At 71.7% G+C, this 25,881-nt stretch carries 28 protein-coding genes and 2 rRNA genes (1 of these 30 only partly in view); 11 read left to right on the top strand and 19 right to left on the bottom strand.

Going from position 1 to position 25,881, the window contains the following annotated elements; genetic code table 11:
* From CS0771_RS28730 to CS0771_RS28700, 7 genes are all read left to right on the top strand, one after another.
* Positions 1 to 2,405, top strand: a 23S ribosomal RNA gene (locus CS0771_RS28730); it begins 708 nt to the left of the window's first position.
* Positions 2,406 to 2,505: 100 nt separating this feature from the next.
* Positions 2,506 to 2,622: ribosomal RNA gene (rrf, locus tag CS0771_RS28725) — 5S ribosomal RNA — on the top strand.
* Between the two features lie 449 nt (positions 2,623 to 3,071).
* Positions 3,072 to 3,590, top strand: a complete 519-nt coding sequence (locus tag CS0771_RS28720; RefSeq protein WP_212843910.1) for a pyridoxamine 5'-phosphate oxidase family protein — start codon at positions 3,072 to 3,074, stop codon at positions 3,588 to 3,590.
* A 98-nt stretch (positions 3,591 to 3,688) separates the two neighbouring features.
* The gene (locus tag CS0771_RS28715; RefSeq protein ID WP_212843909.1) at positions 3,689 to 4,669 is read left to right on the top strand and encodes a WXG100 family type VII secretion target; all 981 of its coding nucleotides are present in this window, start codon (positions 3,689 to 3,691) and stop codon (positions 4,667 to 4,669) included.
* A gap of 13 nt (positions 4,670 to 4,682) precedes the next feature.
* Positions 4,683 to 5,366 (top strand): hypothetical protein, encoded by a 684-nt coding sequence (locus CS0771_RS28710; RefSeq protein WP_212843908.1) that lies wholly within the window; start codon positions 4,683 to 4,685, stop codon positions 5,364 to 5,366.
* Positions 5,363 to 5,860 (top strand): WXG100 family type VII secretion target, encoded by a 498-nt coding sequence (locus tag CS0771_RS28705; RefSeq protein ID WP_212843907.1) that lies wholly within the window; start codon positions 5,363 to 5,365, stop codon positions 5,858 to 5,860. Before CS0771_RS28710 ends, CS0771_RS28705 begins: the two co-directional genes overlap by 4 nt.
* Before the next feature lie 159 nt (positions 5,861 to 6,019).
* Positions 6,020 to 6,763 (top strand): SDR family oxidoreductase, encoded by a 744-nt coding sequence (locus tag CS0771_RS28700; protein WP_212843906.1) that lies wholly within the window; start codon positions 6,020 to 6,022, stop codon positions 6,761 to 6,763.
* Between the two features lie 12 nt (positions 6,764 to 6,775).
* On the opposite strand, the gene CS0771_RS28695 is transcribed toward CS0771_RS28700, so the two are convergent.
* Positions 6,776 to 7,258, bottom strand: a complete 483-nt coding sequence (locus CS0771_RS28695; RefSeq protein ID WP_212843905.1) for an Rrf2 family transcriptional regulator — start codon at positions 7,256 to 7,258, stop codon at positions 6,776 to 6,778.
* A gap of 117 nt (positions 7,259 to 7,375) precedes the next feature.
* On the opposite strand from CS0771_RS28695, the gene CS0771_RS28690 reads away from it, so the two are divergent.
* The 3 genes from CS0771_RS28690 to CS0771_RS28680 are packed head-to-tail and all read left to right on the top strand — an operon-like array spanning position 7,376 to position 10,021.
* The gene (locus tag CS0771_RS28690; RefSeq protein ID WP_212843904.1) at positions 7,376 to 8,749 is read left to right on the top strand and encodes a peroxidase family protein; all 1,374 of its coding nucleotides are present in this window, start codon (positions 7,376 to 7,378) and stop codon (positions 8,747 to 8,749) included.
* A gap of 14 nt (positions 8,750 to 8,763) precedes the next feature.
* Positions 8,764 to 9,096 carry a cupin domain-containing protein gene (locus CS0771_RS28685; RefSeq protein WP_212843903.1) on the top strand — a complete coding sequence of 111 codons (333 nt, stop codon included), beginning with the start codon at positions 8,764 to 8,766 and terminating at the stop codon, positions 9,094 to 9,096.
* Between the two features lie 40 nt (positions 9,097 to 9,136).
* Complete coding sequence (locus CS0771_RS28680) at positions 9,137 to 10,021, top strand: hypothetical protein (RefSeq protein WP_212843902.1); 885 nt, start codon at positions 9,137 to 9,139, stop codon at positions 10,019 to 10,021.
* Here the strand turns inward: CS0771_RS28680 and CS0771_RS28675 are convergent.
* The 13 genes from CS0771_RS28675 to CS0771_RS28615 all read right to left on the bottom strand — a co-directional run bounded on the left by CS0771_RS28675 (position 9,972) and on the right by CS0771_RS28615 (position 21,845).
* Positions 9,972 to 10,625, bottom strand: a complete 654-nt coding sequence (locus CS0771_RS28675; RefSeq protein ID WP_212843901.1) for a hypothetical protein — start codon at positions 10,623 to 10,625, stop codon at positions 9,972 to 9,974. The genes CS0771_RS28680 and CS0771_RS28675 overlap by 50 nt on opposite strands.
* Positions 10,626 to 10,796: 171 nt before the next feature.
* Positions 10,797 to 11,876, bottom strand: a complete 1,080-nt coding sequence (locus tag CS0771_RS28670) for an LLM class flavin-dependent oxidoreductase (RefSeq protein ID WP_212843900.1) — start codon at positions 11,874 to 11,876, stop codon at positions 10,797 to 10,799.
* A 2-nt stretch (positions 11,877 to 11,878) separates the two neighbouring features.
* Positions 11,879 to 12,409: an NADPH-dependent FMN reductase gene (locus CS0771_RS28665; protein WP_212843899.1), complete on the bottom strand. Its 531-nt coding sequence runs from the start codon at positions 12,407 to 12,409 to the stop codon at positions 11,879 to 11,881.
* On the bottom strand, positions 12,406 to 13,464 hold the full coding sequence (locus CS0771_RS28660; protein WP_212843898.1) for an aldo/keto reductase: 1,059 nt from the start codon (positions 13,462 to 13,464) through the stop codon (positions 12,406 to 12,408). Before CS0771_RS28660 ends, CS0771_RS28665 begins: the two co-directional genes overlap by 4 nt.
* A 25-nt stretch (positions 13,465 to 13,489) precedes the next feature.
* Positions 13,490 to 14,815 (bottom strand): LLM class flavin-dependent oxidoreductase, encoded by a 1,326-nt coding sequence (locus CS0771_RS28655; RefSeq protein ID WP_212843897.1) that lies wholly within the window; start codon positions 14,813 to 14,815, stop codon positions 13,490 to 13,492.
* A 3-nt stretch (positions 14,816 to 14,818) separates the two neighbouring features.
* Positions 14,819 to 15,556, bottom strand: coding sequence for an ABC transporter ATP-binding protein (locus CS0771_RS28650; RefSeq protein ID WP_212843896.1), 738 nt, complete (start codon positions 15,554 to 15,556; stop codon positions 14,819 to 14,821).
* Entirely contained in the window at positions 15,532 to 16,371 is an 840-nt protein-coding gene (locus CS0771_RS28645) for an ABC transporter permease (protein WP_212843895.1), read from the bottom strand. The genes CS0771_RS28650 and CS0771_RS28645 overlap by 25 nt, the downstream gene beginning before the upstream one ends.
* On the bottom strand, positions 16,368 to 17,429 hold the full coding sequence (locus CS0771_RS28640) for an ABC transporter substrate-binding protein (RefSeq protein ID WP_212843894.1): 1,062 nt from the start codon (positions 17,427 to 17,429) through the stop codon (positions 16,368 to 16,370). Before CS0771_RS28640 ends, CS0771_RS28645 begins: the two co-directional genes overlap by 4 nt.
* Before the next feature lie 3 nt (positions 17,430 to 17,432).
* Complete coding sequence (locus CS0771_RS28635) at positions 17,433 to 17,942, bottom strand: flavin reductase family protein (RefSeq protein WP_212843893.1); 510 nt, start codon at positions 17,940 to 17,942, stop codon at positions 17,433 to 17,435.
* Between the two features lie 335 nt (positions 17,943 to 18,277).
* Positions 18,278 to 19,126: a hypothetical protein gene (locus CS0771_RS28630; protein ID WP_212843892.1), complete on the bottom strand. Its 849-nt coding sequence runs from the start codon at positions 19,124 to 19,126 to the stop codon at positions 18,278 to 18,280.
* A gap of 157 nt (positions 19,127 to 19,283) precedes the next feature.
* Positions 19,284 to 20,189 carry an NAD(P)H-binding protein gene (locus CS0771_RS28625; RefSeq protein WP_212843891.1) on the bottom strand — a complete coding sequence of 302 codons (906 nt, stop codon included), beginning with the start codon at positions 20,187 to 20,189 and terminating at the stop codon, positions 19,284 to 19,286.
* Between the two features lie 29 nt (positions 20,190 to 20,218).
* Positions 20,219 to 21,244, bottom strand: coding sequence for a hypothetical protein (locus CS0771_RS28620; protein WP_212843890.1), 1,026 nt, complete (start codon positions 21,242 to 21,244; stop codon positions 20,219 to 20,221).
* Between the two features lie 130 nt (positions 21,245 to 21,374).
* Positions 21,375 to 21,845, bottom strand: a complete 471-nt coding sequence (locus tag CS0771_RS28615) for a VOC family protein (protein WP_212843889.1) — start codon at positions 21,843 to 21,845, stop codon at positions 21,375 to 21,377.
* A gap of 220 nt (positions 21,846 to 22,065) precedes the next feature.
* Here CS0771_RS28615 and CS0771_RS28610 point away from each other — a divergent pair, with 220 nt between their 5' ends.
* Complete coding sequence (locus CS0771_RS28610; protein WP_212843888.1) at positions 22,066 to 22,560, top strand: MarR family winged helix-turn-helix transcriptional regulator; 495 nt, start codon at positions 22,066 to 22,068, stop codon at positions 22,558 to 22,560.
* A gap of 9 nt (positions 22,561 to 22,569) precedes the next feature.
* Here the strand turns inward: CS0771_RS28610 and CS0771_RS28605 are convergent, their stop codons facing one another.
* From CS0771_RS28605 to amcA, 5 genes are all read right to left on the bottom strand, one after another.
* Positions 22,570 to 22,800, bottom strand: coding sequence for an SHOCT domain-containing protein (locus CS0771_RS28605; RefSeq protein ID WP_212843887.1), 231 nt, complete (start codon positions 22,798 to 22,800; stop codon positions 22,570 to 22,572).
* A gap of 154 nt (positions 22,801 to 22,954) precedes the next feature.
* Complete coding sequence (locus tag CS0771_RS28600; RefSeq protein WP_212843886.1) at positions 22,955 to 24,169, bottom strand: cytochrome P450; 1,215 nt, start codon at positions 24,167 to 24,169, stop codon at positions 22,955 to 22,957.
* A 95-nt stretch (positions 24,170 to 24,264) separates the two neighbouring features.
* Positions 24,265 to 24,588, bottom strand: a complete 324-nt coding sequence (locus CS0771_RS28595) for an MmcQ/YjbR family DNA-binding protein (protein ID WP_203752681.1) — start codon at positions 24,586 to 24,588, stop codon at positions 24,265 to 24,267.
* A gap of 209 nt (positions 24,589 to 24,797) precedes the next feature.
* Entirely contained in the window at positions 24,798 to 25,400 is a 603-nt protein-coding gene (locus tag CS0771_RS28590; RefSeq protein WP_212843885.1) for a pentapeptide repeat-containing protein, read from the bottom strand.
* A gap of 67 nt (positions 25,401 to 25,467) precedes the next feature.
* Positions 25,468 to 25,857 carry a multiple cyclophane-containing RiPP AmcA gene (amcA, locus tag CS0771_RS39525; RefSeq protein WP_305835814.1) on the bottom strand — a complete coding sequence of 130 codons (390 nt, stop codon included), beginning with the start codon at positions 25,855 to 25,857 and terminating at the stop codon, positions 25,468 to 25,470.
* Positions 25,858 to 25,881 lie beyond the last annotated feature (24 nt).

Raw genomic sequence — 25,881 nt, 5'->3', positions numbered from 1 at the left:
GGGGAAGCCGTAGCGAAAGCGAGTCTGAACAGGGCGTTCAGTCGCATGCTCTAGACCCGAAGCGGGGTGATCTAGCCATGGGCAGGCTGAAGCGACGGTAAGACGTCGTGGAGGGCCGAACCCACCAACGTTGAAAAGTTGGGGGATGACCTGTGGTTAGGGGTGAAAGGCCAATCAAACTCCGTGATAGCTGGTTCTCCCCGAAATGCATTTAGGTGCAGCGTCACGTGTTTCTTGCCGGAGGTAGAGCTACTGGATGGCCTAGGGGGCCCACAAGCTTACCGAAGTCAGCTAAACTCCGAATGCCGGTAAGTGAGAGCGTGGCAGTGAGACTGCGGGGGATAAGCTTCGTAGTCGAGAGGGAAACAGCCCAGATCACCAGCTAAGGCCCCTAAGCGTGTGCTAAGTGGAAAAGGATGTGGGATCGCATAGACAACCAGGAGGTTGGCTTAGAAGCAGCCACCCTTGAAAGAGTGCGTAATAGCTCACTGGTCAAGTGGTTCCGCGCCGACAATGTAGCGGGGCTCAAGCACACCGCCGAAGCTGTGGCACTCACACGATGACCAGGCCGGGTCAAACCGGTCCAGGTGTGTGGGTGGGTAGGGGAGCGTCGTGTGGCGGGTGAAGCGGCAGAGTGATCTAGCCGTGGACGCCACACGAGTGAGAATGCAGGCATGAGTAGCGAATGCAGGGTGAGAAACCCTGCCGCCGGATGACCAAGGGTTCCAGAGTCAAGCTAATCTGCTCTGGGTGAGTCGGGACCTAAGGCGAGGCCGAGAGGCGTAGTCGATGGACAACGGGTTGATATTCCCGTACCCGCAAAGCAGCGCCCGCGATGAACCTGGCTGTACTAACCTCCACGGACACCAAGGGCCTTCGGGCCGGCGGTGCGAGTGTTGGGATCTTGGCTGGTAGTAGTTGAGCGATGGGGTGACGCAGGAAGGTAGTCGAGCCCAGGCGGTGGTTGTCCTGGGGTAAGCGTGTAGGCCGTGGCGTAGGCAAATCCGCGCCGCATCAAGGCTGAGACGTGATGCCGAGCCGTATCAGGTGAAGTCGATGATCCTATGCTGCCGAGAAAAGCCTCTAGCGAGCTGTGCGCGGCCCGTACCCGAAACCGACACAGGTGGTCAGGTAGAGAATACCGAGGCGATCGGGCGAACTGTGGTTAAGGAACTCGGCAAATTGCCCCCGTAACTTAGGGAGAAGGGGGGCCTCGTCTGGTGAAGGCCTTCGCGGCTGGAGCTGGGTGGGGTCGCAGAGAGCAGGGGGAAGCGACTGTTTACTAAAAACACAGGTCCATGCGAAGTCGTAAGACGCTGTATATGGACTGACGCCTGCCCGGTGCTGGAACGTTAAGGGGACCTGTCAGCCCGTAAGGGTGAAGCGGAGAACTTAAGCGCCAGTAAACGGCGGTGGTAACTATAACCATCCTAAGGTAGCGAAATTCCTTGTCGGGTAAGTTCCGACCTGCACGAATGGCGTAACGACTTCCCCACTGTCTCAACCACAGGCCCGGCGAAATTGCAGTACGAGTAAAGATGCTCGTTACGCGCGGCAGGACGGAAAGACCCCGGGACCTTCACTATAGCTTGACATTGGTATCCGGTTCAGCTTGTGTAGGATAGGTGGGAGACTATGAGCCCCTAACGCCAGTTAGGGTGGAGTCAACGTTGAAATACCACTCTGGTTGATCTGGGTATCTAACCTCGGACCGTGATCCGGTTCAGGGACAGTGTCTGGTGGGTAGTTTAACTGGGGCGGTTGCCTCCTAAAGGGTAACGGAGGCGCCCAAAGGTTCCCTCAGCCTGGTTGGCAATCAGGTGTTGAGTGTAAGTGCACAAGGGAGCTTGACTGTGAGACTGACAGGTCGAGCAGGGACGAAAGTCGGGACTAGTGATCCGGCACTGGCATGTGGAAGCGGTGTCGCTCAACGGATAAAAGGTACCCCGGGGATAACAGGCTGATCTTCCCCAAGAGTCCATATCGACGGGATGGTTTGGCACCTCGATGTCGGCTCGTCGCATCCTGGGGCTGGAGTAGGTCCCAAGGGTTGGGCTGTTCGCCCATTAAAGCGGTACGCGAGCTGGGTTTAGAACGTCGTGAGACAGTTCGGTCCCTATCCGCCGTGCGCGCAGGAGACTTGAGAAGGGCTGTCCCTAGTACGAGAGGACCGGGACGGACGAACCTCTGGTGTGCCAGTTGTACCGCCAGGTGCATGGCTGGTTGGCTACGTTCGGAAGGGATAACCGCTGAAAGCATCTAAGCGGGAAGCTCGCTTCAAGATGAGGTCTCCCACTGGGAAACCAGGTAAGGCCCCCGGCTAGACCACCGGGTTGATAGGCCAGAGATGTAAGCACAGTAATGTGTTCAGTCGACTGGTACTAATAGGCCGAGGACTTACCTGACAACATATGAGAGTCCTGCAAGATGTCTCGCGTCCACCATGCACATCACGACACGCAACCACGCACGCCGTATCGGCGCGGGTTGACATGTTGATAGAGTTACGGCGGTCATGGCGGAGGGGAAACGCCCGGTAACATTCCGAACCCGGAAGCTAAGCCCTCCAGCGCCGATGGTACTGCAACGGGGACGTTGTGGGAGAGTAGGACACCGCCGGACAAACATCGCTGTTTCAGGCCCACCCCTGCCGGGGTGGGCCTGAACGCGTTTCCGGACCCTTTCCCGCGCCCGCCACCGCTATGGGCGAAGGAAGGGCACCTTCTCAACGCCATCCGTGGTAGACGGGCACCTTCTTGACCCCGCCCCCCGCACGGCCCGCCCGGTCCGCTCGGCTGCCCGGCGATGATCGCCGTCTCGTGTCGGAACCTGCGGTCAGAGCACAGGTTCTGACACGAAACCGCGATCATCAGCCGACGGCGCCCGGCCTATCACTACCCGCGGTGGCCGGTCAGGCCCGAGTGCCCGGGGATGATCGCCGTTTCGTGTCAAAAACCGTGGCCAGAGCGCAGGTTCCGACATGAGAACGTGATCACCAGTGGGGCCGCCACTTTCGTGGCCGGCCCCGCAGCAGGCGCGTTCACCGCCCGGGTCGGGGTATGACGGACGGCATGAGTGAGCCGATCGCGATCCGTAATCTCGACCAGTACGGCTCTGCGGAGCTGCCGTGGAGCCGCCCGCGCGACATACTGGCCGCCGACACTCCCGAATCGGACCTGACCTTCTTCCTCGCCACGGTTCGTCCGGACGGGCGTCCGCACTCGGCCGGGGTCGGTGCGGTATGGGTCGACGACACCCTGTTCTTCGTGAGCGGTCCGTCCACGTTGAAGTCCCGCAACCTGGCCGTCAACGCGGCGTGCAGTGTCTCGGTGCGTCTGCGCGGCATCGACCTGGTGCTGGAGGGCGAGGCGCACCGGGTGACCGACCCGTCCACACTGGAGCGGGTCGCCGCGGTCTACCGCACCGGGGGCTGGCCCGCCTCGGTGGCGGGCGACGCGCTCACGGCGGCGTTCACCGCGCCCAGCGCAGGTCCGCCGCCTTGGCATCTGTACCGGCTGGCGCTGCGTACCGCGGTCGGGGTGGCGTCGGCGGAGCCGCACGGAGCCACCCGCTGGGATTTCGCCGGCTGAACAGAGCCGCCCGGATCGGCATGCGCACCGCGTGCAAGGACGGCGTACCCGTGCCACCATGATGCGAAGCCATCGACACGCATCGCCGTGGAGGTGAGATGAACCTGACGCAGCTGCGGGCGGCCAGGCCCGCCGAACTGTCCACCGCGGCCAGAGAGTTCCACCGGCTGGCCACGGCGATCGACAGGGACGCCGACCGGCTGCATGACGAGGTACGCCGTCCACTCGCGGCCGCCTGGGACGGCGGTGCCGCGACGGCGGCGTTGCGGGCGGTGGACGCGCTGATCGAACGCTGGGGGGCCGCCGCGGATCGGATGCGCGAGGTGAGCCGTGCGGTGGACGTGTTCGCCGAGGCGCTGCGGGCTGCCCAGTCGGTGCTGAACGACCTCGACCGGGTCGCGGCCGGTGCGGGGCTCACCATCGGCGAGGCCGGGGAGGTGGAGTTCCCGGATGGTGTCTTCGGCGCCGACGAGGGGCAGTTCGCCGCCGCGGAGCAGATCCACAGCAGGCTGGGGCCCCGGCTGACCGCGGTCGGCGAGGCCGATCTCGCCTGCGCCACCGTGTTCGGCCTGCCCGAGCCGGAGAGCGATCCGAGCTGGTGGGAGGAGCTCTACGGCGGGCTGGGCTGGTTCTCCAGCGCTCAGACGGTTCTCTACTCCGCCAACTCGCTGGCACATGTGATGGATCTGCCGTCGATCCCGTTCAGCGGCCTGCTCACCGCGGTCACCAGCGGGCAGGGGCTGTGGACCGAGGTGGGCAGCCTGCTCGACGAGGATGAGCGGCGTAGCGGCATCGGGCTCGCCGCGCAGGTCTACAAGGCGGAGTTTCAGGCGGCGAGCCTGGCCACACTGGTGGCGCCGAACCCGTACACCGCCATCGCCGCGGTCAGCGCGGCGGCGCTGTGGGGCGGGGCGAACCTACTCGAGATGCACTGGGACTCGGTCACCGACGCGTGGGGCGCCACTCAGCGCGGTGCCGACCGGGCCTGGGACGGTGCCTGGGAATTCGGTGAAGGCGTCTTCGAATCCGGTGGCGACCTGCTGGATCGCGGTGGGGACCTGCTCGGCAGCGTGCTTTAGAGGGGAGCCGCTCGTGGCGGTCGCCGACCAGATGCGTCAGACACTCCAGCTCGACGTGGCCGAACTGGACGCGGTCGCCGCGGTGGCCACCGGCGATGCGCAGGCCGGGCGGGTGCTGGCCCGGGCACTGGCGGAAGCCGGGGCCATGCCCGCGGGGGCCGTGACCGGCTGGGCCGACGAGCTGCTCACGGTGGTGGCGCGGCACGCGCTGCGGATGGAGGTGCAGGTCTACGCGGCGGCGTCGGTGGTGCATCGCATCTGGGCGACTCCGGAGCTGGCCGTGCTGGGTGAGCCGGTCGACGGCGGGACGCGGCTCGGCGCTCTGGAGGTCGTCGAGGTGCCGCACGCCGTGGCGCTGATCGTGGGGTTGCGCCGCCGTCCCGTGCCGGCCGCGGAGCCGATCGTCGCCCCGGTGGATGCGCTGGTGGGCGGTGCCGAGGCGGTGCCGCGGCTGGCCGCGTTGCTGGCCGGTGGCCGCTGGTCCTGGCGGGTCGATGCCGCCTGGGCGGGCCCGTCCGGGGCGGTGTCCGCGGGCAGCCTGCATGTCGTCGACGGCGGGCAGGCGGGGCTGTGGGCGGCGAGCGGGCAGAGCGGTCCGGACGCGGCGGTGACGCTGTCGCCGTGTTCGGCCGGGGACGTGTGGCGGCGGCTGATCGGGCTGCTGCCGCGGGCTGCGGCGGTCGAGGGGTCGGCATGACGGGATATGACGAGATCCGGGTGGACTGTGCGGTCATCGAGCGGGCGGCGGCCGCGCTGGACGACGTCGTGTGGCAGGCGGAAGAGGGCTTCCGCGGACTGCCGGGGATCACCACGGCGGTGACGGCGGCGGTCCCGGGGACGCTGACCGCCGAGGCGGCGGCGCGCTTCGGGCAGCGGTGGGCGCGGCGGCTGGCGCGGCTGGTCGACGACACCGAGACGCTGTCACGGAAGCTGCGCCAGGCCGCGGACAACTACTGCGGCACCGACGAGCGGACCGCGGGCACGATCGGCGGTGCCGGCCAGGGACCGCCGGGCATCCCGGGCGCGCCGGGCGGTGGTCACATGCCGCCGAACCCGGGCCAAGGACCGCTGGGCATCCCCGGCGTTCCTGGCGGCGGTCACGTCCCGCCGGATTCGGATCGCGATACGAACGGCATACCTGGAGCGGTGGGCGGTGGCTACATCCCGCCGCATTCCGATTACGCGGACTGAGCCGTACTTCGGCCCGAGCGGCGGTACACAGGTCAGAGAAGCGTCGGCACGCCGCGTGAGCAGCGTTACTCCGGCTGACGCGGCCTTTCGTTGACTCGGACATAAGAGGTCCGAGTATTATCTCGGATAAAGCTGGTCCGAGTTCAGGGAGCGTTCGACATGAAGATTGTGATCATCGGTGGCACCGGCCTGATCGGCACCAAGGTCGGCCGTCTGCTGCAGGCCGGTGGCCACCAGGTCGTGGCCGCGGCACCGAGCACGGGCGTGAACACCCTCACCGGTGAGGGTCTGGCGGACGCGCTCGACGGCGCGGACGTGGTCGTCGACGTGTCGAACTCGCCGTCCTTCGAGAACGACGCCGTCCTGAGTTTCTTCGAGACCTCGACCCGCAACCTGCTGGCTGCCGAGTCCGCCGCCGGGGTCGGGCACCACGTGGCGCTCAGCATCGTCGGCGCCGACCGCATCCCGGACAGCGGGTACATGCGGGCCAAGGTCGCCCAGGAGCACCTGATCGAGGCCGGTCCCGTGCCGTACACGATCGTGCGCGCCACGCAGTTCATCGAGTTCGTGGCGGCGATCGCGGACGGCGCGACCCAGGGTGACGGTGTGCACCTGCCGCCCGCGCTGATGCAGCCGATCGCGTCCGACGACGTCGCGGCCGCACTGGCCGACGCCGCGGTCGAGCGGCCGGTCGGCGGCACGTACGACATCGCCGGCCCGGAGCGGTTCGGCCAGGACGAGTTCGTGCGGCGCTACCTGGCCGCCGAGCAGGACGGCCGCCAGGTGGTCACCGATCCGCAGGCGCGCTACTTCGGCGCGCTGCTGGCGGAGACGTCACTGGTCCCGCTGGGCGACGCCCGCCTGGGCAAGATCAGCATGGCCGACTGGCTCGCCACCCGCTGACCGCCGGCCGGCTCAGCCGTGGGCGGTCGTCAGCCAGCCGCGCAGGGTGTCACGCAGCTGTGGCCCCTGCGCGCGCTCGGCGTCGGCCAGCAGGTCGGCGACGGTCACCCGGCGCAGCGCCTGCCGCCAGGCGTGGTCGGCCTCGTACATCACCCGGGCGATGCCGCAGGGAGCGGTGCACGACTCGGGCGATGCTGCCAGCGGGCCGCGCTGGCGCACCTCGGTGCAGACGAACGCGCCGGAGGGCCCGTCGATCGCCTCCACCACCTCCAGCACCGTGATCTGGTCGGCGGGGCGGGTGAGCAGGTAGCCGCCGGACTTGCCCTGCACCGAGCGCACCAGCCCGGCCCGGGACAGCTCCTGGAGCTGCTTGGCGAGGTAACTGGGGGAGACGTCGTGCAGCTCGGCGAGGCGCACGGCCGGCACCGGCTCGGTGGCCGCGGTCAGCGCGACACAGCAGTGCAGCGCCCACTCCACCCCGCCGGACATCTTCATGGCGCCATCGTACCCATCCCGGATTCGGCATGTCCGAGTAGCGACGGGCGGCCAGGCGACCCGGCAGGTTTGCCCAACGGGCCCGGACCAGCTGTGAGCACGGCATACGCTCGGCGGGTGAGCAGCGCTCCGGCGTACACCCACGGCGCCCGCGTGGCCGCGCGGGACCACTGCCTCAGCCTCGTGCGGGCGGTGGACCGGCCGACCGGGGCCGCGCGCTACGGGCGGATGTTCCCGGACCTGCGCCCGCTGGTGACCGACCCGCAGCTGCTGACCCGGGCCGGGCAGAGCGGCGGGGTGTGCGACGCGGCCGCGTTCCTCGACCGGATCGGCCCGGACGGGGACGACGCCGCCGAGGCGGCGGGCTGGCCGTTCTTCGGGCAGCTGATCGCGCACGACATCACCGCCGACCGGTCGCCGATCGGCGCCGCGGTCGATCCGGAGGCGCTGCGCAACGCCCGTGCCCCGAAGCTCAACCTGGAGATGCTCTACTCCGACGGCCCGATCGGCTCGCCCTTCCTGTTCGACCTGCACGATCCGGCGAAGTTCCTGCTCGGCCCGGACGGCGGCGACGTGCCCCGCAACCAGCAGGGCATCGCCCTGATCGGCGACCCGCGCAACGACTCGCACCTGTTCGCGCTGGCCCTGCACGTGGCGCTGCTGCGCGCGCACAACGGCATCGTCGGCTGGCTGCGCGGCGCCGGGGTGCCCGAGACGGACCTGTTCGACAAGGCGCGCATCACCCTGACCTGGCACTACCAGTGGATCGTGGTACACGACTTCCTGCCCCGCCTGGTCGGGGCGGAGCTGGTCGAGCAGCTGCTCGCCGAGGGCGGGCGCTGGTTCGCGCCGCCGGCGGGGCAGTCGTACATCCCGCTGGAGTTCGCCGACGCGGCGTTCCGCTACGGCCACGGGCAGATCCGGCACACCTACCGGCTGGTGGCCGGCGGGCCGGGCCGGCCGCTGTTCCCGGATCTGGTCGGCTTCGGGCCGGTGCCCGGCGACCGGCGGCTCGACCTGACCCAGGTGTTCGACGTGCCCGGCCGCCCGCCCGCGCAGCGCGCCAAACGCATCGACGGAAGGCTGGCGGCCAGCCTGATCGGGCTGCCCGAGCAGGTCACCGGCGCGGTCGACACCGCCGCCTACCGCTCGCTGGCCGTACGCGACCTGGTGCGCGGCGGCACCACGGGACTGCCCAGCGGGGAGGCCGTGGCCGGGCTGCTGGGCGTGGCGCCACTGGCCGCCGACGAGGTCGAACAGCCGTGGCCGGACGGCACGCCGCTGTGGTTCTACATCCTGAAGGAGGCCGAGCACCGCGGCGGCGGCGACCGGCTCGGCCCGGTCGGCGGCCGGATCGTGGCCGAGGTGCTGCTCGGGCTGGTGCGCGCCGACCCGGCCAGCTACCTGAGCCTGGAGCCGGACTGGCAGCCGGTGCTGCCCGCCGCCGGTCCGGGGTTCGGGTTCGCCGACCTGCTCACACTGGGCAGCTGACGGAGGAGTCGTCCATGACCGACGAGAAGCCGCGCTCGAATGCGTGGCAGAGCGCGCTCACCATGCTGCAGGAGGCGCAGCCGCCGTTCATCCCGGCGGGCGCGCACGTGATGACCGTCGTCATCGAGTATCCGCCGGGCGATCCCGGCACGCCGCCGCACCGGCACTCCGGCCCGGCGTTCGGGTACGTGATCGACGGCGAGATGCTGCTGGAGGTGGAGGGCGAGCCCGAGCGGGTGGTCCGCGCCGGGGAGGCGTTCTGCGAGCCGGGCAAGCCGATGCTCACCCTGGTCGACGAGGAGGAGCTGGCCCAACGCAGGGACCGGCGTGCGCCTAGACCGTCCTGAGCGCACCGCGCCGCGGTCCGCGACCGCTGCGGAGTGGGCCGTGGCGCTGGTCGCGGGGGTACGCGACTTTCCGGCGCGGCGGATCGCCCTGCTCGACCGGACCTACCGGGGTCCGTGGGGCCGGGCGCCGCGGCACCTGCCCTACCGGCGCGCGGCGCTGTCGTTCATGCGCTGGCAGCTCGGCCGGGGCGTGCTGAACCCGCCTGCCGCGCGGGCGCCCGGCAGCCCGTGGTGGCGGGCGGTGAACGACCGGCTGCTCCGGGACGGCTGCGAGGCCGTGGCACGGGCCGGCGGTCTGCCGGGGGAGCCCTCGTCGCCCGCGGTCCGGCTCTGGGACGGCTTCGTCGCCGCCCCGACGGCGCGGAACTGGTATCGCGCGCACAACGCCAGCATCGTCGCGGCGTACCTGGCGCATCGGGACCTGGCCGCGCGGGAGCCGCTGCCCGAGCGGTTCTTCCTCAACGTCGTGCTGCTGCGGGTGCTGTACGCGCACGCGCTGGTGGCCGCGCCCCGGCTGGCCCTGGGCAGGTTCGCGCCGCTGGGCCGGGTGCTCGGGGATCCGCGGGTGGGCATGACCGGCCTCTACCTGTCGCTGGGGCGGGTGCTGCCCGACCGCTACCCGCCCCGGGCCGAGGTCCGCGCCTACCTGGCCCACGAGCACCGGCTGGGACGGCTGCTCGACTACGGCGTGATCCAGCCCCGGCTGCAGGCGCTGTACGAGTGGTCGGCCCGTGAGCTGAGGCAGCCGGAGCTGTGCGAACTCGTCCGCGACGGCAACCCCGTCTACGCGTGGGACTACGCCGACCGGCATGTCTGGGCGCCGCCCACCGGACTGCTGCCCCGTGCCCTGGCCTGGCTCACCGCGCCCCGGCAGGTCAGTGCCCGGTGCCCTCGGGCAGGCTGTCGCCCGCCATCAGCCCGCTGATCCCGGCGATCTCCAGGTAGACGTGCTGGTGGCCGTGGCCCGCGTCGACGTTGATCTGGTCGAGCTGGGTGGCCGCCACCGACCAGGCCATCACGGCGAGCTCCCGCTGCCGGGCCGCCGCGGCCAGCACCGGCTGCCGTGACGACGCGGGCAGGGCGCGGGCGGCGGCGAACGTCTCCACGGCGGCGGCCAGCTGCTCCACGGCGTTGCGCAGCCCGCCGCGGGCGACGTTGGTCGCGGTCGCCCCGGACACGGTCTTGGCAAACCAGGCGACCTCCGCGGCGACGGCCTGCCGCCACCGGGCCAGCTGCGCGTCGTCCACCTCGCCGGTCCCGGCCAGGCCCTCGATGACCGGGGTGATCGCCTTACCGGTGTCCCGCGCGCGAGCGGTCAGCTCGGTGATCTGGACGGTGTCGCGGGCCGCCTCCTGGCGGCGCAGCTCGGCCACGGCGGCGTCGGTGCCGCCCGGCTGCGCGGTCAGCGTGCCGATGAGCACGCCCACCAGCAGCGCCGCGGCGAGCCCGCCGATGATCCCGAGCACCCGGCCCGTCCTGGACGGGCCCGCGGGCCTGGTGTACGTCGGCTTGCCGGTCTTCCGCGACATCGTGCGCTCCATGGTGTGGGCAGGACAGGGCACCGATCGCCGCCGCACGACCTTCCGCCACGAAGGTACGGCCTTGATCGCCGTCCGTCCATACCCGACCTGGATCGAGCAGCCCACGACGCTGCCGGTGCGCGCGGTGCCCGTGCCGCGCGCCCCGGCGTGCGCCGCCGGTCAGAAGACCAGCGCCTCCTGGCGTAGCAGCGGCAGGAGCTGCTCGCCCTGGCGCCTGATCTCCGGCAGGTACGGCGTGTCCGAGAGCACGAAGTGGGTGACGCCGAGGTCCTGGTACCTGCGCAGCGAGCGCGCCACGTCCGCGGCCGAGCCGACCAGCCACGTGGTGCCCGCGCCGCCGCCGCCGAACCGCCCCGGCGCGGTGTACAGGTTGTCGTCGAGCACGTCGCCCCGCGCCGCCAGGTCGAGCAGCCGCTGCTGGCCGACGGCCGCCCGCCACTTCACGTCCCGCCCGCCCGCGCCGCCCGCCTCGGCCATCTTCGCGACCTTGGCCTCGGCGTCCGCCCACGCCTGCTCGGTGGTGTCGCGGACCAGCGTGGTGACGCGCAGGCCGAACTCCAGCGGCGCGTGCTCGCGGCCCAGCTCGTCGCTGAGCCGCCTGAGCCGCTCGATCCGTTCCCGTACGCCGTCCAGCGGCTCGCCCCAGAACAGCTGCACGTCGGCCTCGGTGGCGGCGACCCGCTCGGCCGCCGCCGAAGCGCCCCCGAAGTACAGGCGGGGGTGCCTGCGCTCGCCCCGCACGACCGGACGCGGCACGACCGTCGCCCCGGTGACGCTGAAGTGCGCGCCCTCGAACGTGACGTCCTCCTCCGTCCACAGCCGCCGCACGAGCCGGAGGAACTCCTTGGTGCGGGCGTACCGGTCGGCCTGGTCGCCCTCCTGGTCGCCGTACGCCGCCAGGTCGTCCTTGCCCGACACGACGTTGATGAGCACCCGGCCGCCGGACAGGTGGTCCAGCGTCGCCGCGGCGGAGGCGAAGTTGGCCGGGCGCCAGTAGCCGGGCCGGATCGCGATCAGCGGCTGGAACGTGGTGGTCCGCGCCGTCAGCGCGGTGGCGACCGTGAACGTGTCCGGCCGCCCCCACCCGGTGCCGAGCAGCGCCCCGCCCCAGCCGTGCTCCTCCAGCGCCCGTGCGTGGGCGGTGAGCGTGTCCAGGCTGTTGTGCCCGGCGACCACGTCGTCGCCGCGGTGGCCGGGCTGCGCCTGGTTGGGGATGTACCAGAGGAACTCCGCGCCCACGGTCACACCGCCGCGACGGGGTAGGCGACCGCGGCGGCGTGCTGACCGGCCCACGCGGCGGCGAGCTCGTCCCGCTCGGCCAGTCGCGACTCCGGCACCGCCAGCGGCGGCACCGGGACCCGCGCACCCAGCTCGACGAGCACGTCACGCAGCGCCGACGCCGCGGCCTCGGCGTGCTCCGGGGTGGCGGCCACGGCGAGCGGCACGGCGGTGACGCCGTCCAGCTGCCGGTGGCCGAACCGGTCCAGGAACACCTTCAGCAGGCCGGTGAACGTGCCCTTGTACGCCGGTGTGGCGACGACGAGCAGCCGCGCCGCGCGCACGGTGGCGAACGGGTCCGGGCCCGACCTGGCCCCGAAGGCGGGTTCGGGGCCGAAGGAGACGCCGACGAGCTCGCCCAGCTCCAGGACGTCGACGCCGTCCGGGGGTGTGCCCAGCCGGTCGAGCAGCGCCTGCGCGACGGCTTCGGCGACGTCCCGGGTGCGGGACCCGGGGCGTGGGTTGCCGACCAGCACCACGATATCCGCGCTCATCGGGCACCGCCCGGCTGTGCCACCGTGCCGCGGCGGCGCTGCGCCGGGTCGGTCAGCGACGGCGGCTGGTAGCCCGCGTCGGCCGCGTTCAGGGTGGTGCCCGGCGGGACGATGGCGTCGATGCGGTCCAGCACGTCGGCCGACAGCGTCACCTTCGCCGCGCCCAGCTGCGACTCCAGGTGGGCGAGGGTGCGCGGCCCGATGATCGCCGACGTGACCGCCGGGTGCTGCAGCACGAACGCGATCGCCAGGTGGATCAGCGACAGACCGGCCTCCTCGGCCAGCGCGGTCAGCTCGTCGATCACGGCGAGCTTGGCCGCGTTGGCGGGCACCCGGGGGTCGTAGCGGGCCGGCATCCGCTCGGCGCGCAGCGAGATCGGGGTGTCGAGGCCGCCGTGGTAGCGGCCGGACAGCCAGCCTCCCGCCAGCGGGCTCCACGGGATCACGGCCAGGCCGTAGCGCTGCGCGACCGGCAGCACCTCCCGCTCGACGCCGCGGGCGAGGATCGAGTACGGCGGCTGCTCGGCGACCACCCGCTCGCGCCCGCGCCGCTGCGCGATCCACTGCCCCTCCACGATCGCCGACGGCTCGAACGTGGACGTGCCGAGGTAGCGGATCTTGCCTTGGCGGACCAGGTCGGTGAGCGCGCCGAGGGTTTCGTCGAAGTCGGTGTCCGGTTCGGGCCGGTGCACCTGGTAGAGGTCGATCCAGTCGGTGTTCAGCCGGCGCAGGCTGTGCTCCACCGCCTGGAAGATCCACCGCCGGGAGTTGCCGCGGTGCCGCGGGTTGTCGCCGACCTGGCCGTGGAACTTGGTGGCCAGGAAGACGTCGTCGCGACGGCCGCCCGCCAGCGCCTTGCCGACGATCGTCTCGGACTCGCCGTGGGAGTACACGTCGGCGGTGTCGATCGCGGTGATGCCCTCGTCGAGGGCGCGGTGGATGATCCGGATGCCGTCCTCGTGATCGGGGTTGCCGCGGGCGCCGAAGTTCATCGCGCCCAGCGTCAGCGAGCTGATCCGCTCGCCGGTGCGGCCGAAGGGCCTCTGCTCGACCATGTCTGTGTCGTCCTCTCCGAAGTGCTCAGACAGCCGCGGGCTGCCGGGTGAACTGGTTGGCCGGCCGGGGCAGGCCGTAGTGCTCGCGCAGCGTGGTGCCGGTGTACTCGGTGCGGAACAGCCCGCGGCGCTGCAGGATCGGCACCACGTGGTCGACGAACGTCTCCAGGCCCGAGGGCAGCACCGGCGGCATGATGTTGAACCCGTCCGCCGCGCCGCTGCGGTACCACTCCTCGATCGCGTCGGCGACCTGCTCCGGCGTGCCCGCGAAGGTGCGGTGCCCGCGCCCGCCGCCGAGCCGGCCGATGAGCTGGCGTACGGTGAGCCGCTCCCGCCGGGCCAGCGTGACGATGAGCGTGTACCGGCTCTTCGCGCCCTCGATCTCGTCCTCGCTGGGCAGGTCCGCGGGCAGCTCGCGGTCCAGGTCGAGCACCTCGGGGTCGACCCGCAGCGTGGTGGCGAGCTGTTTGCGCGCGTACTCGGGCCGGATGAGCCGGTCCAGCTCGGCCTCCAGCGCCAGCGCCTCGGCCTCGGTGGACCCGATCGCGGGCACGATGCCCGGCAAAATCTTGATCGTGTCCGGGTCGCGGCCCGCCTGCGCGGTGCGGTGCTTGAGGTCGCGGTAGAACGCCTGCGCCTCGGCCAGCGTCTGCTGGGCGGTGAAGACCGCCTCGGCGTAACGGGCGGCCAGCTCCTTGCCGTCCTCCGAGGACCCCGCCTGGACCAGCAGGGGGTATCCCTGCGGCGAGCGCGGCACGTTGAGCGGCCCGGCGACCCGGAAGTGCCGCCCGGCATGCTCGGTGGGGTAGAGCAGGTCGTCGTCGCCCCAGCGCCCGGCCTCCTTGTCACCCAGCGGCGCGTCGTCGTCCCAGCTGTCCCACAGCTTCAGGGACAGCTCGACGAACTCGGCGGCCCGCTCGTAGCGGTCCCGGTGCGCGGGCAGCTCGTCGAGATTGAAGTTGCGGGCCGCGTCGACCCCGGCCGTGGTGACGATGTTCCACCCGGCCCGGCCGCCGCTGATGTGGTCCAGCGACGCGAACCGCCGGGCCAGGTTGAACGGCTCGTTGTACGTCGTCGACGCGGTCGCGATCAAGCCGATGTGCTCGGTCACCGCGGCCAGGGCGGTGAGCAGCACGGTCGGCTCCAGGGTGCCGGACGGGCGCCGGCCGATGCTGTTCCACAGCACCGGGCTGTCGGCCAGGAACAGCGAGTCCAGCTTGCCGCGCTCGGCGATGCGGGCCAGCCGCTGGAAGTGCGCCACGTCGGTCTGCGCGAACGGGTCGCTCTCGGGCAGGCGCCAGGCGGCCTCGTGGTGGCCGACGCCCATCAGGAACGCGTTGAGGTGCAGCATCGCTCAGTCCTCCTTCTGGTCTACGCCCAGCGCGCGCAGCAGCTGCTCGCGGTAGGCCAGGAACCGCGGCTGCCGGTGCGAGCGCGGCGCGGGCAGGTCGATGGCGACGTCGACGGTGAGCCGCCCTTCGTCGATCAGCAGCACCCGGTCGGCCAGCGTGACGGCCTCGTCGACGTCGTGCGTGACCAGGAGCACGGCGGGCCGGTGCCGTGCGCACAGCTCCCGCAGCAGCTCGTGCATCCGCAGCCGGGTCAGCGCGTCCAGCGCGCCGAACGGCTCGTCGGCCAGCAGCAGGTCCGGCTCGGACACCAGGGCGCGGGCCAGCGCGACCCGCTGCTGCTCGCCGCCGGACAGCTCGTTGGGCCAGGCCCGCTCCCGCCCGGCCAGGCCGACCTCGGCCAGCGCCGCGCGGCCGCGCTGCTCGGCGTCCGGGCCGGTCAGTCCGAGCACGACGTTGTCGAGCACGCGCTGCCAGGGCAGCAGCCGGGCGTCCTGGAACACGACCGACGACCGCTCCGGCACGTCGACCAGGCCGGAGCCGGCCACGTCGCGGTCCAGGCCGGCCAGCGCGCGCAGCAGGGTGCTCTTGCCCGAGCCGCTGCGTCCCAGCAGGGCCACGAATTCGCCGGCGCCGATCTCCAGGTCCAGGCCGTCCAGCACGGTGCGGGCGCCGAAGCCGCGCCGCAGCCCCCGGACGAGGACGGTGCGGGTGGCGGTCAGTCCGCCAGCGTGCGTCGCCATGACAGCGCCTTCCTCTGCACGAGCCGCACGGCGCCGTCGGACACCAGCCCGAGCAGCCCGTACAGCACGAGTCCGACGATGATGATGTCCGTCTGGCCGTACTCCCGGGCCAGGTCCATCATGTAACCGATGCCGCTGGTGGAGTTGATCTGCTCGACGACCACCAGCGACAGCCAGGCGCCCACCACGGCGAACCGCATGCCGAGCAGGAACCCGGGCAGCGCGCCCGGCAGCACGATGCGGCGCAGGAACACCGCCGGGCGCAGCCGCAGCGACTCGCCCAGCTCGACGTAGCGGCTGTCGATGCTGCGCAGGCCGTTGTGGGTGTGGATGTAGACCGGCACGAACACGCCGAGCACGATCGTGGTCACCTTCATCTGCTCGCCGATGCCGAGCCACAGCACCAGCAGCGGGATCAGCGCCACGCCCGGGATGGCGCGCTTGATCTGGACCGGGCCGTCGAGCAGCGCCTCGCCCCACCGGCTGAGCCCGGAGACGAGCGCCAGCACCGTGCCGAGGACCGTGCCGATGCCGAGGCCGAGCGCGGCCCGCTGCGCCGAGACGGCGAGGTTGTCCTGCAGGCGGCCGCTGGCGATGAGGTCACCGGCGGTGGTGACCACGGTCCAGGGCGCCGACAGGGTGCGCGAGTCGAGCCAGCCCGCGGCCGACCCGACCGACCACAGGGCGAGCAGCAGCAGCGGCCCGAGGACGGCCCCGAACGGGATGGCCCGGCCGGGTCCGAGGCGGCGGCGGGCCCGGCGGGCGGGCAGCGGCGCCGCCGCCGTCTGCGGCCGGGTGAGCACGGACGCGGTCATTTCGCACCTCCGGCGGCGAGGGCGTCGGCGGCGACGGTCTCGAACCGGCGGTCGTAGAGGTCCTCGGCCTTCAGCGGCTTGTTGCCGGTCTCCTTGGCCAGCAGGTCGATCGTCTCCTGGTGGCGGGCGATGGCGTCGGTCCAGCTCGCCGGGATGTCGGCGACGCCCGCGTTGGCGACGATCCACTTGCCGTCCTCGGCGGACAGACCCTGCTTCTTGACGTAGTACCGCTCGATCCACTCGTCGGGGTTGGCCTCGCGCCAGCGCCAGGCCCGCGCCCACACCTGCACGTACTCGCGGATCGCGGCGGCCTTGGCCGGGTCGGCGAGCACGGTGATCGGCGCGTACAGGTGGCCCGGGTCGTCGCGCAGCCCGTGCGCGATGGTGGTGGCCCCGTCCTTGCCGTACTTGTTCTCGTAGCGCCTGATCTGGACGCCGCCGATCGGGGCGACCTCGACCTGGCGGCTGGCCAGCGCGTTGGCGTACACGTCGCCGGTGCTGGGCAGCTCGATCAGCTGGACGTCCTCCTTGCGCAGCCCCGCCTTCTGCAGCACCCGCAGCACCAGCGCGCCCTGCGCCTGCCCGGGGCTGTAGGCGACCTTCTTGCCGCGGATGTCGGCCAGGGTGCCGACACCCGCGCCGGGTGCGATGCCGAGCCGGTAGATGGCGTGGTTGAGCGGATCCTGCCGGTACTTCGACGCGACGATCTTCGTCGGGATGTTGGTCCAGTGCGAGTGGATCGGCGGGATGTCGGCGACCGAGCCCAGGTCGAGGGCGCGGGCGCGGAACGCCTCCAGCGTCTCCGGGCCGCCGCTGAGATTGGCGAACTCCACCTCGAAGGTGAGGTTCTTGACCTCACCGGAGAACTCGATCGCCCACTGGTGCTCCTTGTCGCCCACGACGAGCTTGGTGCCCTTGGGGACGGACTCGGTCAGCGGCGTGTCGAGGGCTGCCGCGGCCGGGGCCTCGGCGCCGGCGCACGCGGTCAGGCCCAGGGCGAGCGCGCCGAGGCCGGCGGACAGGAGACTGCGGCGGGCCAGGACGGGTGGCTGGTTCATAGGTCACTCCTTCGGGGATGGACGCAGGGCGGCGTAACGGCCGTCGTGGTAGAGCAGGGGAGTGCCGTCGCCGTGGTGCCCGGTCAGGGGCTCGGCCAGCACGATGGTGTGGTCGCCGGCGGTGACCCGCTGGGCGACCCGGCACACCAGCCAGGCCACCGGCTCGTCCAGCAGCGGCACGCCGTAGGGGCCGGGCTGCCAGCCGGAGTGGACGGCGAAGCGGTCGATGCCGCTGGTGGCGAACGTACGGGCCACCTCGTGCTGCCCCTCGCCCAGCAGGTGCACGGCGACGTGCTCGGCGCGGGCGACGGTCGGCCAGCTCGACGACGAGCGGGCCAGGCAGAACGACACCAGCGGCGGGTGCAGCGACACGGAGGTGAACGAGGTCGCGGTGAAGCCCACCGGCGGGTCGCCCGCGGCGGTGACCACGGCGACCGACGCGGCCTGGCGGCGCAGCAGGGCGCGGAACGTGTCGGCGTCGAGTGGCGCCGGGGGTCTGGCGATGACGGTCATGGGGGTGTCCTCCGAGCGGAGACGACGGGTACGCGCCACGCCTGGGGTCGCGTGGTCGCGCTGCGGTGTCGGGCGGCCGGTGCCGCGGGCAGGAGGCGGCTGCCGGGCGTCACGGCCGGCAGCGTCGCGCTGAATGAGGTGGGGGCGGCGCTCAGCAGCAGCCGCGAGCGGAGGTCCAGCCCCGGCAGCATCCCCGCGACACCGCGACCGCGGTGCCGTCCAGGAGGATCTGCTGGCTGCTCATGACCGATACGCTATCCCACATCTCCTACATGCGAAATAGGAATTCCACTTATTGGGAAACATCTATTGGCATGGATGTCTGAAGTGGCCGGTTACGCCGCGCGATCCCAGGCCGCGAACAGGTTTCGCAGGTCGGCGGTGCTCGCACCCGACTCCCCACGCACCGCCCGGCCCAGTTCGGCCAGCCGGGCACCGAGGTCGGTGCCGTCCGCGCCGTCCACCAGGAAGCGGCCGGCCAGGTCGTACCAGACCCGGTGGCGCTGTGCCCGCGGGCGCGACCCGAGCAGCGGCGGCTCGGTCTCGATCCGCCACCCCTCGCCCTGCTCCTCGACCGCAGCCGCCACCTCGCGCAGCAGCATGCCGCCGAGGCCGCCCAGCACCTCCGGCTCGGCACGCGTCGCCGTGGCGAGCAGCAGTAGCGCGAAGGTCAGAAACGGCAGGTCGGCCGGGTCGTCGCGCCAGTCACCCGGCTCGTGCCGGCGGCACCACGCCAGATACGGCACCGCGTCGTCCAGGAAGGGCGAACCCAGCTCGACGGCGCTGGCCACGAAGGGGGCGAGCGTGTCCACGGGCAAGCCGGCGGGTGTCCGCACGCGGATCAGCACCATGCACGCGAACAGGCGCATGACGTGCCCGCGCCGCCCCGTCGGCGGCAACGGGCCGTCCGGCAGCTCCGGTCGGCTCCACCGGGCCAGCTGGAGGACCTCCAGTGGAACCCAGTCGAGCTCACCGGGCCACGTCCGGCCGGCCAGCAGCTCGCTGACCTCGCGGCGGTGCCGCTCAGCGTCGTGGCCGTAGTCGGCGCGGGAGATGTGGTCGATCATCGCCGCGTCGAACTGCTCCTTGACGCGCTCGCGCAGCGGGAACTCGTCGGGATGCAGCGCGTCCAGCAGGCGAGCCCAGCGCGGATCGATCGTCGTCCCTGCGGCCCCGGAGTTCACCCGCTGATGACACCACATCGGCGCAACGCCGCACGGCTGCTCACCAGAGCTGCGCGAAGCAGCCGACGGACACCGCGAGCGTCATCACGGCCGCGGACACCGCGAGCAAGGGGCGCGGAAGTCGCATGATCTCCTCCTGGTGGGTGGTCGGGCCCGGTCAGCCGAGGTAGAAGTCCCGGCGGGCGGCCACGAACGATTCGATGCTCTGCGGGGGTACGCCGGTGACGCGCGCGACGTCGCCGGAGGTGCGGTCGTAGCGGTTCTCCCGGTGCAGGCGCGCCATGGTGGCGATGTGCTGCTCGGTGTGCGGCGGGAGGCCGGCCCGCGCCAGCACCTCGGCCTGCCACCGGTCGGCGGGCACGTCCACGTACGACACCGTCCGGCCCAGTGCCCGGGAGAACTCCTCGGCCAGCTCGGGCATGCCGACGCTGCGCGGGCCGGTCAGCTCGTAGACGTGCCCGGCATGAACGGCCGGATCGCGCAGCACCGTGGCGGCGACGCGGGCGACGTCGTCCACGGCCACCGGCGAGGTCCGGCCGGTGCCGAACGGCAGCGCGATGGTGCCGTCGCGCCGGATCGACTGCGCCGCGAGTGTCGTGAACAGTGGGTTGTCCAGGAACGAGGTCGGCCGCAGGTGGATCACCGGCAGGCCGGACCAGTCGAACACCTGCTCGGCCAGCCAGTGCAGCCGCTGCTGGTGGGACTCGCCGGTGCTGGTCGCGGTCATCTGCGACACCGTCATCTGCGACATGTCCAGCAGGCCGGTCAGGCCGCCGTACTCCCGTGCCACACTCGCCACGACGGTCGCCGCCAGCAGGTGATCCGCCGACACCGGCATCGCGAAGTACATGGCGCCGGCCCCGTCCAGTGCCGCCGCGACGGTCTCGGGCCGGGTCAGGTCGCCGAGCACGACCTCGACGCCGCTCTCGCGCAGTGCGCCGGCGCGCTCGTCGTCGCGGCGGACCATCGCGCGCACCGGCACGCCGTCCGCGCGCAGCTTGTTGACGACGGTGCGCCCGACGCCGCCCACGCCGGTGACGAGGACGAGATCCTGGCTGGTCATGGGCGTTCTCCTTCGGTTAGACCCGCCGGTCAGGCGGGCACGGTCGCGCTCCGGTGCCGGGTCAGGCGCGGCCGCAGCCAGATCAGGAGCGCGGCACCCGCCGCCCACAGGGCCAGGGTGAGCACCGGTCCCGTGGCGTGCGCGCCGTGGAAGTAGCTCAGGTCGCTGATGGCGCGTACGGCCGCGCCGGGCGGCAGCAGCGGCGACAGCGCTCTCGCCGCCGTGGGCAGCAGGTCGGCGCCTACGACGGCCCCGCTGACAGCGTTGCCCAGGGTGAGCAGCACCAGCGTGGCGACCGGCAGGCCGATCGGGCCCAGGTACGTGCCGAGCAGCTTGGTGGTGAACCCGGCCGCGGCCGCCAGCAGGGCGAGCGTGAGCGCCAGCGGCACGAGCGCGCCCGGCACCGCGCCCAGCACCGGACCCGCGATGATCGCGGCGACGGTGCCGATGGCCAGGGACGTGCCGGCCAGCAGCCAGAGACGGTGCCGCAGGAGCAGCGCCCCGGCCAGGCCGAGCGCGTTCGAGGCGAGCACGAACCCGGCCAGCGACACGCCGAACGCCAGGTAGAACCCGGCCAGGCCGCGCGCGTCGGCGGGCGCCAGCGGGACCACGTCCTCGGTGGTCAGGTGCAGGCCCGCCCCGCCGGCGTACGCGCCGACGAGCGCCTTGACGGCCGACGTGGTGGAGGCGCCCTCCGCCCCGGCGATCCGCAGTGCGAGGCCGCCCTGCCCGTCGGCGCTCAGCGCGGCGACGGCGTCGTGGCGCAGCACCGCCTCGCGCGCGGCCGCGGCGTCGGCCGCCGGCCGGATGTCGACCCGGTCGCCGAGGGCCCGGCCGACCTGGCCGGGCAGTTCCGCTCCGGCCACGGCGACCGGGATCCCGCGCGGCTGCGGATCGCGCTGCAGTCCCAGGTAGCAGCTGAGGAACGCGGCCACCACGACCAGCGCGATCACCACGGGCTGCAGCCACGTGCGCACCGGCGGGGTGGCCGCGGGCTGATCCGGGGCGGCTGCACTCGCCGCGACCGGGGTGGCGGAGACGGGAGAGGAGGTCATGGCACGGCTTTCTGGTCGGGAGACGGGCGGCTCGCGTTATGCGAAGCCACGGTCGTCAACATTGCGAGCATATGCTCCTATTCCGGCCGGACCACGGGCCGGGCACCCGTGGTCCGGCACGAGGCCGGGGTCAGCGCCCAGGTGCCCGCTTCCTGACCTCCTGCAGCACCCAGCCGTTGCCGTCCGGGTCCCGGAACGTGGCGAAGGAGCCGTAGTCGGCGCGCCCGGGGTGCGGGCCGGTGAGCCGGGCCTGGGGCGCGCGGTGGGTGACGTCCCCGCCCTCGTGGCCGTGGAAGACCAGTCCGCCGCCGTCATGGAACACCTCGCTCACCTGGATGCCCCGGCCGACCAGTTCCCCGCGGGCCTGCTCGATGTCGGCGACGACGAGGTACAGGCCCTGGACCGAGCCCGGCTCGGCCGAGGTGAGCCCCTTGCCGAACATGATCGAGCACTCGGAACCGGGCGGCGTGAGGTGCACCGCGCGCCAGTCCTCGGTGGGCGCCTTGTCCAGGTCCAGCCGGAAGCCGGCCGCCTCGTAGAAGGCCCTGGCCCGGTCCACGTCGGTGACGGGCAGCACGATGACTTCAAGTTTCAGGTCCACGGAGATTGTCCTTCCTCGCCGACCCGCCCGTATGGCGGACCGGCCTATTGATGCCTTCAGGGCGGGCGCCTGCAGGTGATACGAGCATATGCGCGTATTGGCGATGCGACCGCCGCTCGCGGTCAAGGGCGGCGGGCCGCCGAAGCCCGCCCGGAGGTCCACCGTCGCAATTGCGAGCACCTGCGCGTATCCTTGGCGGTGTCCTCGGAGGGAGGAGACGGTGACCACACGGACGCCCGTCGGGCCGTGCAACAACCTGGCGCTGCGCAAGGCGGCCCGATACCTCGGCGCGACCTATGACCGGGCGCTGGCGCCGATCGGGCTGCGATCCACGCAGTTCAGCATTCTGCAGCTGCTCAGCGTACGGGGGGAGCTGACGATCAGCGGCCTCGCCGAGCTGATCGCGATGGACCGCACCACGATGGCCACCAACCTCAAGCCGCTCGCGCGCGAGGGCCTGGTCACCATCGAGCCGTCGGCCGCCGACCGCCGGGCCCGCCTGGTCGCCCTCACCCCGGCCGGACTCGCCAAGGTGAAGGCGGGTCTGCCGCTGTGGCAGCAGGCGCAGGAACGGTTCGAGGCGAAGTTCGGGGCCGCCGAGGCCGCCGAGCTGCGCGCCTCGCTCGACGCGGTGCTGGACACCGGCTTACAGCCCTGGGCCGAGCAGCCGTGGACAGCCTCCCGGCAGGAGCCGTCGGAGGCGGTCCAGGCCTGACGGCTCGTCTCAGCCGGCGCCGTGGCGTCCCGCCAGCAGGGCGAGCCGGGCGCGGTACTCCGCCTCGGTGATCTCGCCGCGCGCCAGGCGCATGGCGAGCACCTGCTGCGGGGTCGGCGGCACCGCCGCGGCGCGCCCGCCGCCGTCCAGCCGCTGGGCGAGCAGCACAGCGCCGACCACCAGCAGCGCGAGCACCGCCAGCACGGACGCCATCATCAGGCCCATACCCCAAGCGGGCATTCCTCCATACCAGGGCATCATCACGACCTCCTCGGTCCGGCTGCCTCCACTGCTCACCGTCGCACCGCGGACCCGTGGGCGGCAGAGCCGATGAGACCGGCGTGCCGGGTCGTTGCGCCTCGGCGTGACGGGCAGTAGGTCCCGGCCTGCCCCTTCAGGCGCGGACGACCGGCAGCGCGTACAGCCCGCGCATGACCCTGGTCGGGCGCCACCGCAGCTCGTCCTCGGACACGGCCAGGCGCACCGGGCCGAGGCGGCGCAGCAGCAGCGGGAAGGCGATCGAGGCCTGCAGCCGCGCGAGCGCGGCCCCGATGCAGAAGTGCGTGCCGTGCCCCAGCGCCAGGTGGTTGTTCGGCGTACGGGCCAGGTCGACCCGGTCGGGCTGCTCGAACACGTCCGGATCGCGGTTGGCCGAGCCGATGAGCAGGCTGACGATGTGCCCCGGCTCGATGCGCTCGCCCGCCACCGTCAGCGGCTCCGCGGCCACGCGGAAGGTGGCGTCGCGCACCGGGGAGTCGTAGCGCAGCAGCTCCTCCACTGCGGTGCGGATCGGCACCCGCTCCCGCTCCAGCAGCGCCAGCTGCTCCGGATGGCGCAGCAGCGCCAGCATGCCGTTGCCGATCAGGTTCATGGTGGTGTCGTGGCCGACCAGCAGCAGCAGGTACGCGGTCGAGGCCAGCTCCTCCTCGGTCAGGCCGCCCGCGGCGCCGCACGCCGACACCAGCGCGCCGAGCAGGTCGGACTCGCCGTGCCCACCGCGGCGCTTGTCGGCGATCAGCTCGCCGATCAGGCCGGCCGGCGTGCCGTCGGCGTCCGGGCCGGGCCGCGCCGCCTCGGGCGTCACGGTGGCCAGCAGCAGCCGCCGCGTGCGGTCGGTGTTCAGCCGCTCGGGAAGGCCCAGGATGGCGCAGATCAGCGTGAACGTGAGCGGGGCGGCGAAGTCGCCGACGACGTCGATCTCGGCCCGGCCGTCGAGCCCGTCGATCAGGTCGCGGACGGTGGTGTCGATGAGCGGTTCCAGCGCGGCGATATGCCGGGGAATGAACGCGGAGCCGACCAGGTGCCGCAGCCGGGTGTGCTCCGGCGGGTCGGCGTGCACCAGGTGCCGGTTGAGGCCGGGCGGCCCGGCGACGTAACCGGGCACCCGCTGCGGGCACTTGCTCAGGCGGCGGTCACTGAGCAGGCCGCGCACGTCGGCATACCGCGAGACGTGCCAGACGACGGCGCCGCCGGGTTTGTCCTCGCGCAGCGCGGGCGCGTGGCGGCGCAGCCACGCGAAGTACGGGTACGGGTCGGCGAGCCGTCGCTCGACCAGGGCGGAGGGGACGGCGGTGGCGGTCGGCATGGTGTTCCCGTCGCTCGTGGACACGCGGGAGGTTCACGGCCGCGACCGCGAACCTCCTTGATCACGTATGGAACGACGTTGTGTTTGCGCAGGTCACGGCCTGTTTAGCGACGCCTGCCTCATTTTCGTGCCTTGTTCGGCGTACGCAGATGCCAGGCGTGGTCGACCAGATCGGCCAGGCGGTCGGACGGGATCGCGGCCAGGTCGGCGTCGATGCCGACGAGCGTCTCGCCGCGACGCAGCTCGCGGTACACCCCGGGGTCCTCGGCCAGTGCGTTCGCCACCCGGCCGGCCGTCGCGTGCAGCAGCAGGCGGGCACCGTCCCCGCTGACCGAGACGAACCCGCGCCCGCCGACGTAGAAGGCGGGCGTGTCGGAGTCGGTCTGCTCGGTGACGTCCGGCAGCGCCATCGCGATCCGTCGCACCTCGTCGAGATCAGCCATTAGGTCACCATCGCACATTCCGGGCGTTCGCCGGGCCGATCCACGCAGCCCGGTCCGGGTTCGGGTACGCGCGGCGCACCACGGGTTCCATTGACTGAGCCGATGTAACCGCAGGGCAAGCTCTGAAGATCACTCAGCAGACGGCCGAGACCGGTAAATGCGCCCAAGGTGGGCTGAGTGTCGCGGAAGTCTCGGACGGTCGCCTGCCGCTATCTCACGGTCAATTCGAGGTCATTGACCAGCGCCGCGGTCAGCGCGGGCAGTTGGGCGTCGGCGACGACCGCGCCCCGCAGGGACATGATCTCGCCGACCGTGGAGAGGTCGTTGCCGCGTAGGTCTGCTCCGCGCAGGTCGCACGCCTCGAAGCGAGTCGACGTCAGTCGGCATCCGTCAAGTGCCAGAGCGTTCAGCCTGCACCGGTCGAACACGGTTTCGACGAGAGAGCAACCGATCAGCGCGACGCCCACCGCGGCTCGCAGCTCGGTGAAGGTCGCGTAGTCCAGGCGGCAGTTCTCCAGGACGACGTTCTTGAATACGGCGCCGGTCCACTGCGTGCCGACCAAGGTGCAGCCCTTGAGGGCGCAGCGGTCCAGTGTGACGCTGTCGAACCTCGATGACGACAGGTCGGCGTCGATGAACCACGATCTGGTGAGCGTGACGCGGGCAAGCTGTGCGCGTGACCAGACGTCGCCGGTGATCAGCTGTTCGGTGACGGTGGAGCCGTCGCGGGGCAGCTCTTCGGCGAGGTCGAGTTCGTCGGGTTCCTCGCCGGGGAGTAGCACATCCAGTTGGCGCAGCGTTCGAGTATCCATCAGGCATCACCTTATGTTCGCCGGGATGGTGGCCCACACTGCCGCGCGCGTGGGCCACCATCGTGGTTCACTTCTTCGACTTCGACCAGTTGTCCCAGGTGGGCCGGTTGTCGAAGCCCTTGCTGCCGTTGTCCCAGGTGGGGCGGTTGTCAAACTTCGCGGCGCTCGGCAGGCCGGTGAGGCCGGTCTCGGCGGTGATGCCCAGCTTTGCCAGGTCGTCATGGTCGGTAGCGACTCCCGCAGCACGTTGCCGATGAGGAAGTCGCCGTAGGCGGCGGAGCGGATGCCGAGCAGTTCGGGGGACAGGATCACGGTGTCGCCGTCGTGCGCGACGGTCGGAATCGGGTCGTACGGCAGCGAGGCCGGAGCCACGCCGCCGCGCATGGCGGACACGTGGTCGCGGAGGCGGTCGAGTTCGCGGATGCGCAGCGCGTGACCGGCTTCGCGTAGTTGCCACAGCCGCAGCCAGAACGCTTCCGCT

The organism is Catellatospora sp. IY07-71, from assembly GCF_018326265.1.
GTDB lineage: Bacteria > Actinomycetota > Actinomycetes > Mycobacteriales > Micromonosporaceae > Catellatospora.
Note: the sequence above shows the minus strand (reverse complement) of the source record. Positions and strands in the feature narration are given on the sequence as shown.

What these genes read in the sequence shown, in the direction of transcription:
- CS0771_RS28720 (WP_212843910.1), top strand. Translation starts at nt 3,072, where the DNA reads ATGAGTGAGCCGATCGCGATCCGTAATCTCGACCAGTACGGCTCTGCG.
- CS0771_RS28715 (WP_212843909.1), top strand. Translation starts at nt 3,689, where the DNA reads ATGAACCTGACGCAGCTGCGGGCGGCCAGGCCCGCCGAACTGTCCACC.
- CS0771_RS28705 (WP_212843907.1), top strand. Translation starts at nt 5,363, where the DNA reads ATGACGGGATATGACGAGATCCGGGTGGACTGTGCGGTCATCGAGCGG.
- CS0771_RS28700 (WP_212843906.1), top strand. Translation starts at nt 6,020, where the DNA reads ATGAAGATTGTGATCATCGGTGGCACCGGCCTGATCGGCACCAAGGTC.
- CS0771_RS28695 (WP_212843905.1), bottom strand. Translation starts at nt 7,258, where the DNA reads ATGAAGATGTCCGGCGGGGTGGAGTGGGCGCTGCACTGCTGTGTCGCG.
- CS0771_RS28685 (WP_212843903.1), top strand. Translation starts at nt 8,764, where the DNA reads ATGACCGACGAGAAGCCGCGCTCGAATGCGTGGCAGAGCGCGCTCACC.
- CS0771_RS28675 (WP_212843901.1), bottom strand. Translation starts at nt 10,625, where the DNA reads ATGTCGCGGAAGACCGGCAAGCCGACGTACACCAGGCCCGCGGGCCCG.
- CS0771_RS28665 (WP_212843899.1), bottom strand. Translation starts at nt 12,409, where the DNA reads ATGAGCGCGGATATCGTGGTGCTGGTCGGCAACCCACGCCCCGGGTCC.
- CS0771_RS28660 (WP_212843898.1), bottom strand. Translation starts at nt 13,464, where the DNA reads ATGGTCGAGCAGAGGCCCTTCGGCCGCACCGGCGAGCGGATCAGCTCG.
- CS0771_RS28655 (WP_212843897.1), bottom strand. Translation starts at nt 14,815, where the DNA reads ATGCTGCACCTCAACGCGTTCCTGATGGGCGTCGGCCACCACGAGGCC.
- CS0771_RS28650 (WP_212843896.1), bottom strand. Translation starts at nt 15,556, where the DNA reads ATGGCGACGCACGCTGGCGGACTGACCGCCACCCGCACCGTCCTCGTC.
- CS0771_RS28645 (WP_212843895.1), bottom strand. Translation starts at nt 16,371, where the DNA reads ATGACCGCGTCCGTGCTCACCCGGCCGCAGACGGCGGCGGCGCCGCTG.
- CS0771_RS28640 (WP_212843894.1), bottom strand. Translation starts at nt 17,429, where the DNA reads ATGAACCAGCCACCCGTCCTGGCCCGCCGCAGTCTCCTGTCCGCCGGC.
- CS0771_RS28635 (WP_212843893.1), bottom strand. Translation starts at nt 17,942, where the DNA reads ATGACCGTCATCGCCAGACCCCCGGCGCCACTCGACGCCGACACGTTC.
- CS0771_RS28625 (WP_212843891.1), bottom strand. Translation starts at nt 20,189, where the DNA reads ATGACCAGCCAGGATCTCGTCCTCGTCACCGGCGTGGGCGGCGTCGGG.
- CS0771_RS28620 (WP_212843890.1), bottom strand. Translation starts at nt 21,244, where the DNA reads ATGACCTCCTCTCCCGTCTCCGCCACCCCGGTCGCGGCGAGTGCAGCC.
- CS0771_RS28605 (WP_212843887.1), bottom strand. Translation starts at nt 22,800, where the DNA reads ATGCCCGCTTGGGGTATGGGCCTGATGATGGCGTCCGTGCTGGCGGTG.
- CS0771_RS28595 (WP_203752681.1), bottom strand. Translation starts at nt 24,588, where the DNA reads ATGGCTGATCTCGACGAGGTGCGACGGATCGCGATGGCGCTGCCGGAC.
- CS0771_RS28590 (WP_212843885.1), bottom strand. Translation starts at nt 25,400, where the DNA reads ATGGATACTCGAACGCTGCGCCAACTGGATGTGCTACTCCCCGGCGAG.